The following is a 9,462-nucleotide window of genomic DNA, read 5'->3' on the forward strand; positions in this document are numbered from 1 at the left end:
TTGCAGCGGGCCTTTTTGCTGGACTGATTCCAGGGGCGAGCCTCCCAGAATCAGGCAACTCGACGAATTGCTTACTTCTTCGGCGGTGTCAGCACCCGGTCAATCACGTGGGCGACGCCATTGGTGGCCACGATGTCTGCTTGCTGGACCATGCCATCTTCCACGGTCACGAAATCACCTGCGCGGCTCAAGGCCAGGTTGGCACCCTGAACGGTCTTCACATTGCCGTTCTTGACATCCGCAGCGGCCAATTTGTTCGGCACCAGATGGAAGTTCAGCAGCGCTTGCAGTTGAGTCTTGTCTTGGCTCAGTGCTTCCAGCGTCTTGGCCGGCACTGTTTTGAACGCTTCATCGCTGGGGGCGAACACAGTCAAGGGGCCGGCAGCTTGCAGGGACTCTTTCAGGCCGGCTTGCTCCACCAGGCGATTGAAGGTGCTGAGTTGCGGATTGCGTGCCAGCGTGTCAGCCAAATTGCTGGGTGCTGGGGCGGTCGCGCAAGCGCTGAGTGCCAAAGCTGCCGCAATCATGCTGGTCACCGTCAGCGCGCGTCGAATCGTGTTCATGTTGGAAGTCTCCACAAATAAGGGCAGTGGAGGAGCTTAAGCAGGCAATATGACGGTTCAATGAATCTTGTATGGCGAAAACTTGCTTTGTGACATGATCCGTTGGTGCGTTTAGTCGCGATAGCGCCGTCACGGTCATGTCATATTGGAGTCATAACATGGCGGCTGTTGTTACTCCAAGCACCAATAGGACGCTCATGAAATTCAATTTGCCCAGCACTGGAATTTTCTTCGCAGCCGGTATGGCTGTTCTGCCCTTGGCTCATGCCCAAGACGTGACCGGCGCAGGTGCGACTTTCCCGGCTCCCCTGTATGCCAAGTGGGCCGACGCATACAACAAGGCTTCGGGTGCGCGCATCAACTATCAGTCGGTGGGTTCGGGTGCTGGCATTCGCCAGATCAAGGCCAAGACCGTGGACTTTGGCGCCAGCGACATGCCGCTGAAGGACGATGAATTGGCCAAAGACGGCATGATTCAATTCCCCACCGTGATCGGCGGCGTCGTGCCGGTGGTCAACATCAAGGGCATCGCTCCGGGTCAAATCAAGCTGACGGGTCAACTGTTGGGCGATATCTATCTGGGCAAGATCACCAAGTGGAATGACGCCGCCCTGACGGCGCTGAATCCTGGTGTGCCGCTGCCTGACGCCGCCATTTCTGTGGTGCGTCGTGCCGATGGTTCGGGTACCTCCTTCATCTTCACAAACTACCTGTCCAAGGTGAATGACGAGTGGAAGAGCAAGGTTGGCGAGGGCACGGCCGTGAACTGGCCTACCGGCGCGGGCGGCAAGGGCAATGAAGGCGTTGCCGCCTTCGTGCAGCGTCTGCCTAACTCGATCGGTTACGTCGAATACGCCTACGTCAAGCAAAACAAGATGACCTACACCATGCTCCGCAACAAGGATGGCAATTTTGTCGCCCCAAGCGAAGACGGTTTCAAGGCTGCAGCGGCCGGTGCTGACTGGAAGAAATCCTTCTATCAAATCACCACCGAGCAGCCTGGCAAGGATGCATGGCCCTTGGCTAACCCCACCTACATCTTGATGTACAAGACGCAGGACAAACCGGTCAATGCCGCCAACACGCTGAAGTTCTTTGAGTGGGCCTTCATCAATGGCGACAAGAGCGCCGATGAGTTGGACTATGTGGCATTGCCTGCAAGCGTGAAGGACCTGATCCGCAAGCAGTGGGCCGATAACCTGAAGGACGCTTCGGGCAAGGCCATCAGCTACAAGTGAGTTTGAGCTGAGTCCTTGACGACAGCCCGGTAGCTAGAAAGCCTGCCGGGCTGTTGTCGAATCAGCCGCTTCGATTTCTTCAACGCAGACCATGCGGAGGCCCCGTGGCCGCAATACTTCCAGCCAATACCTATGACTCCGGGCAGCCGGGTGCGCGTGTTCAGCCCTTGGCCAGTCCGCCGACTCGGCGTGCTGTAGCGCCTTGGGCGGACAAGCTGTTTTCTTTTTTTGCGCATGGGGCCGCTTGGCTGACCCTGAGCTTGTTGGTGGGCATCATCGTGTCCTTGGTGATCGGCGCTGCGCCCGCTATCAAGGAATTTGGCCTGGCTTTCTTGTGGACCAGTGAATGGGATCCGGTGCAGGAGAAGTTTGGTGGCCTGGTGATGATCTACGGCACCTTGATGACGTCCTTCATCGCCTTGTTGATTGCCGTGCCGGTGAGCTTCGGTATTGCACTGTTCTTGACCGAGTTGTCGCCAAGTTGGTTGAAGCGCCCGCTGGGCGTGGCGGTTGAGTTGTTGGCTGCCGTGCCGTCCATCGTGTACGGCATGTGGGGTCTGCTGGTGTTCGGGCCGATCTTGTCCACCTATGTTCAGCAGCCCTTGCAGCGTCTGCTTGGCGATGTGCCTTTCTTGGGGACCTTGGTTTCGGGCCCGCCGGTTGGTATTGGTATCTTGTCTGCAGGCATCATCCTGGCCATCATGATCATTCCCTTTATCGCCTCGGTGATGCGTGATGTGTTTGAGGTGACGCCGGCCATGTTGAAAGAGTCGGCTTACGGACTGGGCTCGACCACTTGGGAAGTGGTGTCTCGGGTGGTGTTGCCTTACACCAAGACCGGTGTGGTTGGCGGCATCATGCTGGGCTTGGGTCGCGCCCTGGGTGAAACCATGGCAGTCACCTTTGTCATCGGCAATATGAACCAGTTGAACTCTCTGTCGGTGTTTGAGGCTGCCAACAGCATTACCTCGGCACTGGCGAATGAATTTGCAGAAGCAGGCGAGGGCCTGCATCAAGCGTCCTTGATCTATTTGGGCCTGGTCTTGTTCTTCATTACCTTTGTTGTCTTGGCCTGTTCCAAGGTGCTCTTGTCGCAGTTGAAGAAGAGTGAAGGAGCCCGTTCATGAACAGCCCAGCAATGAAACGTGACCCCGGCCTGGACGCCAAGCGTCTGGCCATGCACCGCAAGCGCAAGCGCGTCAATGGCGTGGCTTTGACGCTCTCCATGGGCGCGATGGCTTTCGGCCTGTTTTGGTTGATGTGGATTCTGTTTGAGACCGTGCGACTCGGTTTCGGCGGCTTGAATCTGGCCACCTTCACCGAAATGACCCCGCCGCCGATGGCTGAAACCGGTGGCTTGGCCAATGCGATTTTTGGCTCGCTGGCCATGGTTGGACTGGCCACGCTCTTGGGCACACCGATCGGCATCATGGCCGGTATTTATCTGGCCGAGTATGGCCAAAAGACTTGGCTGGGTTCCACGGTGCGCTTCATCAACGACATTCTGCTGTCGGCACCGTCCATCGTTGTGGGCCTGTTTATTTATGGCCTGGTGGTGGCGCGCATGCACAGTTTCTCTGGCTTTGCGGGCATCTTGGCCTTGGCCTTGATCGTGATTCCCGTGGTGATCCGTACCACCGAGAACATGTTGAGCCTGATCCCGAATGCGCTGCGTGAAGCTGCCTACGCGCTGGGCACGCCGAAGTGGAAGGTTATCTTGTCGGTGACCTTGAAGTCGGCCCGCGCGGGTGTGCTGACCGGTATCTTGCTGGCCCTGGCGCGCATCTCGGGTGAAACAGCACCGCTGTTGTTCACGGCGCTGTCCAATCAGTTCTGGACTTCGGATCTGAGCCAGCCCATGGCCAGCTTGCCGGTCACCATCTTCAAGTTCGCCATGAGCCCCTATGAAAACTGGCAGAAGCTGGCTTGGGCAGGTGTCTTCATCATCACCATCGGGGTGTTGGCGTTGAACATCTTGGCGCGCGTACTTTTCAAGAATAAGCATTGATAGAGCGGAGTTCACCATGGACGCAAAAGTTGATATGCCTGTCACCGAGCGGGCAAAGCTCTCGGTTCGGAACCTGAACTTCTACTACGGCAACTTTCTTGCCTTGAAGAACATCAATCTGGACATTCCAGAGAACAAGGTCACCGCTTTCATCGGCCCCTCGGGCTGCGGTAAGTCGACCTTGTTGCGCACGCTGAACCGCATGTTCCAGCTCTACCCGGAACAGCGCGCCGAGGGTCAGATCTTGCTCGACGGGCAAGACATCCTGACCAGCAAGGAAGATGTTTCGCTGATCCGCGCCAAGATCGGCATGGTCTTCCAAAAGCCGACTCCGTTCCCGATGTCGATCTACGACAACATCGCTTTTGGCGTGCGTTTGTTTGAGACCTTGCCTCGTGTTGAGATGGACGAGCGCGTCGAGTGGGCCTTGAAAAAGGCGGCGTTGTGGGGTGAAGTCAAGGACAAGCTGAACCAAAGCGGCTCGGGTCTGTCTGGCGGTCAGCAGCAGCGTTTGTGCATTGCCCGTGGCATTGCCATCAAGCCTGAAGTGCTGCTCTTGGACGAGCCTTGCTCGGCGCTGGATCCGATTTCCACCGGCAAGATCGAAGAGCTGATTCATGAGCTCAAGAACGACTACACCGTGGCCATCGTGACCCACAACATGCAGCAGGCCGCGCGCTGCTCGGATTACACAGCTTATATGTATCTGGGCGACTTGATCGAGTTCGGTCCCACGACCGAACTGTTCATGAAACCCAAGCGCAAAGACACCGAGGACTACATCACCGGCCGCTTCGGCTGATTGATGGTTTTCGTTCGGCGCACTTCACAACAAGACAAGCAGTACCCCTTTCAACGAACCCGCACCTTGCGGTCAGCAGGTTCATCGGAATACTTCAGGATCAAGCCATGGGTGACAAACATCTCTCCACACAATTCGACACTGAGCTGAGCGGCATTTCCACGCGAGTGCTGGAAATGGGTGGCTTGGTGGAGTCCCAGGTCGCGCAAGCGGTCTTGGCCTTGACCTCCTTCAGTGGCGACATTGCCAGCGTGGTGCTCAAGCAAGAAGAGCAGGTCAATGCCATGGAAGTGGATATTGACCGCGACCTGTCCGGCATCATCGCCCGGCGCCAGCCGACGGCGCGTGACTTGCGTCTGCTGATCGCCATCTCGAAGACGATTGCCAACCTCGAGCGCGTCGGTGACGAGGCGGCACGCATCGCACGCACGGTGCAGCGCTTGATCAACTCAGGTGTCTCCAGCCGTTTGCGCTTGCCGATGTCTGACCTGGCGTTCGAAGCCGAGTTGGCCACAGCCTTGTTGCGCAAGGCCTTGGATGCATTTGCTCGACTCGACGTTGAGAAGGCCGTCGAGGTGCTCAAGCAGGACGATCAGATCGACAAGGAATTTGACGGCCTGATGCGCAAGCTGATCACCTACATGATGGAAGACCCGCGCACGATCTCGTCTTCGATCGACCTGGTGTTTGTCGCCAAGGCCATTGAGCGTGTTGGCGATCACGCCAAGAACCTGGCTGAGGTCATCATCTATGTGGTCAAGGGTACCGACGTGCGCCACAACACACCCGAGGCCGTGGAAACCATGGTTCGCTGAGCTGCTTTCTGCCTGCTTAGAAACACTGTTTACATTCATTTTCACCAGGGCTGAGTCCAGCCCTGGTCCGCTGAGCTGAGGAGCAAGCGCATGAGTCGAGTTCTTGTGGTGGAAGATGAGTCTGCAATTGCAGAACTGATCTCCATTAATTTGCGTCACGCTGGTTTTGAGGTCACGCTGGCCGCCAGCGCCGACCAGGCCCAATATGAAGTCGACCGGGTCCTGCCGGACTTGGTCGTGTTGGATTGGATGTTGCCGGGTCAGTCTGGCCTGGCCTTGGCACGTCAGTGGCGCGGCGCGAGTCGTACCAAAGAGTTGCCCATCATCATGTTGACCGCCCGGGCCGAAGAAACCGACAAGGTGTCGGGTCTGGATGCGGGCGCCGATGACTATCTGACCAAGCCTTTTTCGACCAACGAATTGCTGGCGCGCATTCGCGCAGTGTTGCGGCGCAAGGCGCCCGAGGCCTTGGACTCGCTGGTGGAAGTTGGTGGGCTGAGCCTGGATCCGGGTACCCGTCGAGTGAGCCGGGATGGCGCCGAGGTCAAGCTGGGCCCGACGGAATTCCGTCTGCTTCATTTCTTCATGACCCATCCCGAGCGAGTGCACAGCCGCTCGCAGTTGCTGGACCGGGTCTGGGGCGATCATGTGTTCATTGAGGAGCGCACGGTCGACGTGCACGTCAAGCGCTTGCGCGAAGCGCTTGAGCGCGTGCAGTGCGCCCGCATGATCGAGACGGTTCGTGGTGCAGGCTATCGTTTGACTCAACAGGTCGCCGCTTTGCCGGCATGATGCTCGCTGTGGTCCTTGCCCCTAGCCAGGAGTTGGTGTGAGTTGGTTGCTGCCACGATTCGTATTGGCCTTGTTGGCGGTGTTGCTAGGAACTGCAATTGGCATCTGGTTTGAGCATTGGCTGAAGCTGCCACTGCTGGCCGAGGTGTTCAGTGCCGCTTGTGCGGTGGTTGCTTTGGTGCTGGTGGACGCTATTCGCGGCCACCGCCTGCTTCAATGGTTGCGCGGTTCGCAGTTGGAGACTGCGCCGCGTGACAGCGGTTTGTGGGGCGAGTTGGCCTACCGGATCGAGCGCGCTGTGCGCGACCGCGACAAGACCATTGCACGCGAACGCATGCAGTTGGATCAGTTCTTGTCGGCCATTGAAGCCTCGCCGAATGGGGTGATGATGCTCGATGAGCAGGATCAAATCCACTGGTGCAATCGAGTCGCTGCCGATCACTTCTCGCTCGATCCGCAGCGTGACTTGCGTCAGCGCGTGACCAATTTGGTGCGGTCGCCTGCCTTCGTGGCCTTCTTGCAAGCCGGCCAGTTTGACAAGCCGCTGATCCTCAGCAATGTGCGCGGCTTGGGGACGCTGTCTGTGGTGGTCAGGCGTTATGGCGAGGGCATGACCTTGGTCTTGTCTCAGGACATCACTGAGCGCGAACGTGCAGACGCGATGCGTCGGGACTTTGTGGCCAATGTGTCGCATGAAATCCGCACGCCCTTGACGGTGCTGTCTGGCTTCATTGAAACCATGAGCTCCTTGCCGCTGACCGAAGCCGAAAGGCGTCGGGTCTTGACCTTGATGGGGCAACAAACCCAACGCATGCAGGGGCTGGTCAGTGATCTGTTGACGCTGGCCCAATTGGAGGGAAGTCCGCGGCCCGCGCCCGACCGTTGGGTTGGCTTGGATGCCCTGCTTGGGCGCATCAATTCCGACGCCCTGGCGCTATCGTCCGGGCGGCATCAGATTCGCATCCAGCTGGATACCCATATTGAGCTGGCCGGGGTTGAATCCGAGCTGCTCAGTGCTGCGGCCAATCTGGTGACCAATGCGGTGCGTTACACGCCCGAGGGCGGTGAGGTGGAGGTCAGCTGGCGGCTGCTGTCCGACGGTTCGGGTGAACTCAGTGTGAACGACACCGGCCCCGGCATCTCTCGCGAACATCTGCCTCGCTTGACCGAGCGCTTTTATCGCGTCGATGGCAGTCGCTCGCGCGAAACGGGGGGCACGGGCTTGGGCTTGTCCATCGTCAAGCATGTGCTGCAGCGCCATGGTGGCGAACTGCAAATCGCCAGCGAGCCGGGCAAGGGCTCCAAATTCAAGCTGGTTTTTCCTGCGGTTCGGATTCGGCCATTGGGTGAAACGCCTCTGGGTGTTGAGTCAGCAATGTCGTCGTCGCTGCCTGCCTGAATCGTACGTTAGGGGATTGCTGCTGGCAGGTTAGCGATCCCGTAAAGCGCTCAGCTAGGTTCGCTTAAAGTCTGCGCAGTACCGCAAAGCCATAGGCCCGTTCAGTGGGACGGCGGATATTGGCGATTTGCTCCCAGCCTTCCGGCATTTCCTTGATGGGGCCGTTCAAGAATGCGTAGTGGCAGGGACTGCTCTGTAATTGATGCAGCCCGTCAACCCGCCATCCGCCTTGGAATTCAAGTGCGGCCATGGTGTGCAGGGCTTGATTCGGTGTCGCAATGCAGTTGGCACTTGCGGGGACATGTGCTCGCAAGCGCTCAACCAAAGGCGTATCGCTGCGTGCGTAGTCCAACGGCGGCATCATCAAACTCATGGCCAGCAACCAGCTGAGGGCAACGCCACTGGCGGGTAGAACCAAGCTCTTCCAAAGAGCGGGCTGATGCCGGGCGGTGCGCCAGCGCACCAGGGCCAACCAAGCCAGGCTTGCCAGCAATGCCAGCAGCAATGCAGAGGCGCTGAAAGAAGGTTCGAAACCATCGGCCAGGCGGCGCATATTGGCCACCGGAGTAGCCGGCCACCCGGTCTGCATGGAGGCGTAGTAGACCCAAAAGAACAGGGCGCTGGCGCTGAAGAAAAACACCGAAAACCAGTCCATGGCGGCCGCAATGCCTCGCTGCAGCGTAGGCAGGGCAAAGGCTGCCAATGGTGCCAAGGCCGGCAGGCTCAGCAAAAGAGCGCGGTCAGAGCCGCCCATCAGCGCGCAGGTGATCAAGGACACCAGCGCGCATGACAGCGGTACCATGATGTGGCGCCGTTGCCAATGGCTGCGCCAGCGCCACAGTGTCCAAAGTGCCAAGGGCCAGGAAGGCCAGCAGAACCACCCGACCAGGCTGAGCATGGACAGGCCGAAGTCAAAACTGGCTTGGGCGCTGACCCGCCAGGCCCAGGCGTTGAAGCCCCAGGCGCTCAAGGCGGCAAGCAGACCGGCCGCCAAAAGCCAGCCACTCAAGGTGCGAACCTGTTCGAAGTTTGAGCGTCGGCATAGCACTGCACCTACCAGGGATAGTGCCAGCGCAACGGCCGGCGCATCACTGGCCGCCAACATCGGTAAGGACATTAGTGCCGCCCAACGTGACTTGGTTTGTCTGAAGGGCGCGGCCGCCAAGGCATACAGGTACAAAGACACGGCGGCCAGTTGCAGCAATTCGGGCGTGGTTTCGTGCCCGAGTTGCAGCAGACCCAGCGAGGCAATCAACGCCAAGAGGGCGCCATCCGCGAGGGCTCGTGCGTAGTCAATGGAATGGGCCTCGCCACCAAAAGCAAAGGCCACGGGTTGCGCCGCATCGGTGCAGGCCAGGTGGAAGCTGCTGTACCAGACCAGCACCAGGACGCCGATCAGGATCAGGGCGAATGGCAGGCGTGCCGCCAATGCGGCGTCAATGAATGGAAGGGCCTTGATGGCCAATGCGCCGATCCAGTAGGGCAGTGGGCCCCCGGCAGCGGGAATGCCGCCAATGGCGGGCTGCCACCATGCAGCATGCCCTTGGGCGATGCTTGCCATGAAGCCAAACGAGCTGAGATCAGCATTTCGCCAAGGGTCGCGCCCGAACAGTCCGGGCAACACATAGGCGGCGCACAGAAAAATCAGGGCCAAGCGAGGCAGGCGCTGTGCGCCTCGTACGGCGACAATGGCGGGGGTGGGTAGATTCACGCTGGCTAGAAGAGGTGCTTCGTGTCGATCAGCCGCCATCATGCCGCAAAAATTGCTCCATCAGCAGGGCTGCTGCTGAACGACTTGGAGCTTAAAGACGGAGCAAGAATCCGGTCAAGCGACGGGGAAAACAG

Annotated in this window: 9 protein-coding genes; 7 read left to right on the plus strand and 2 right to left on the minus strand. The window is 58.8% G+C overall.

The genetic code is table 11. The annotated features are described in order from the left end of the window. Window positions 1-71 precede the first annotated feature (71 nt). A complete protein-coding gene (locus WG899_RS18490) occupies window positions 72-563 on the minus strand; it encodes a fasciclin domain-containing protein (RefSeq protein WP_339597129.1) in 492 nt (163 codons plus the stop codon). A 197-nt stretch (window positions 564-760) separates the two neighbouring features. Between WG899_RS18490 and pstS the strand changes: the two genes are divergently transcribed. From pstS to phoR, 7 genes are all read left to right on the plus strand, one after another. After that, on the plus strand, window positions 761-1,801 hold the full coding sequence (pstS, locus tag WG899_RS18495; RefSeq protein WP_339597130.1) for a phosphate ABC transporter substrate-binding protein PstS: 1,041 nt from the start codon (window positions 761-763) through the stop codon (window positions 1,799-1,801). A gap of 167 nt (window positions 1,802-1,968) precedes the next feature. Beyond that, complete coding sequence (pstC, locus tag WG899_RS18500; protein WP_339597138.1) at window positions 1,969-2,928, plus strand: phosphate ABC transporter permease PstC; 960 nt, start codon at window positions 1,969-1,971, stop codon at window positions 2,926-2,928. A gap of 11 nt (window positions 2,929-2,939) precedes the next feature. Further along, a complete protein-coding gene (pstA, locus tag WG899_RS18505; protein ID WP_339597139.1) occupies window positions 2,940-3,809 on the plus strand; it encodes a phosphate ABC transporter permease PstA in 870 nt (289 codons plus the stop codon). A 16-nt stretch (window positions 3,810-3,825) separates the two neighbouring features. Next, entirely contained in the window at window positions 3,826-4,611 is a 786-nt protein-coding gene (gene pstB, locus WG899_RS18510; RefSeq protein WP_263536635.1) for a phosphate ABC transporter ATP-binding protein PstB, read from the plus strand. Window positions 4,612-4,718: 107 nt separating this feature from the next. Next, entirely contained in the window at window positions 4,719-5,426 is a 708-nt protein-coding gene (gene phoU / locus WG899_RS18515; protein WP_339597131.1) for a phosphate signaling complex protein PhoU, read from the plus strand. Window positions 5,427-5,516: 90 nt separating this feature from the next. Beyond that, a complete protein-coding gene (gene phoB, locus WG899_RS18520; protein WP_339597132.1) occupies window positions 5,517-6,218 on the plus strand; it encodes a phosphate regulon transcriptional regulator PhoB in 702 nt (233 codons plus the stop codon). A gap of 37 nt (window positions 6,219-6,255) precedes the next feature. Beyond that, complete coding sequence (gene phoR / locus WG899_RS18525) at window positions 6,256-7,617, plus strand: phosphate regulon sensor histidine kinase PhoR (protein WP_339597133.1); 1,362 nt, start codon at window positions 6,256-6,258, stop codon at window positions 7,615-7,617. Between the two features lie 64 nt (window positions 7,618-7,681). On the opposite strand, the gene WG899_RS18530 is transcribed toward phoR, so the two are convergent. Next, the gene (locus WG899_RS18530; RefSeq protein ID WP_339597134.1) at window positions 7,682-9,328 is read right to left on the minus strand and encodes a hypothetical protein; all 1,647 of its coding nucleotides are present in this window, start codon (window positions 9,326-9,328) and stop codon (window positions 7,682-7,684) included. Between the last annotated feature and the right edge of the window lie 134 nt (window positions 9,329-9,462).

The organism is Paucibacter hankyongi (assembly GCF_037482915.1).
GTDB classification, from domain to species: Bacteria; Pseudomonadota; Gammaproteobacteria; order Burkholderiales; family Burkholderiaceae_C; genus Paucibacter_A; species Paucibacter_A hankyongi.

What these genes read in the sequence shown, in the direction of transcription:
- phoB (WP_339597132.1), top strand. Translation starts at nt 5,517, where the DNA reads ATGAGTCGAGTTCTTGTGGTGGAAGATGAGTCTGCAATTGCAGAACTG.
- pstS (WP_339597130.1), top strand. Translation starts at nt 761, where the DNA reads ATGAAATTCAATTTGCCCAGCACTGGAATTTTCTTCGCAGCCGGTATG.
- WG899_RS18490 (WP_339597129.1), bottom strand. Translation starts at nt 563, where the DNA reads ATGAACACGATTCGACGCGCGCTGACGGTGACCAGCATGATTGCGGCA.
- phoU (WP_339597131.1), top strand. Translation starts at nt 4,719, where the DNA reads ATGGGTGACAAACATCTCTCCACACAATTCGACACTGAGCTGAGCGGC.
- pstA (WP_339597139.1), top strand. Translation starts at nt 2,940, where the DNA reads ATGAAACGTGACCCCGGCCTGGACGCCAAGCGTCTGGCCATGCACCGC.
- pstB (WP_263536635.1), top strand. Translation starts at nt 3,826, where the DNA reads ATGGACGCAAAAGTTGATATGCCTGTCACCGAGCGGGCAAAGCTCTCG.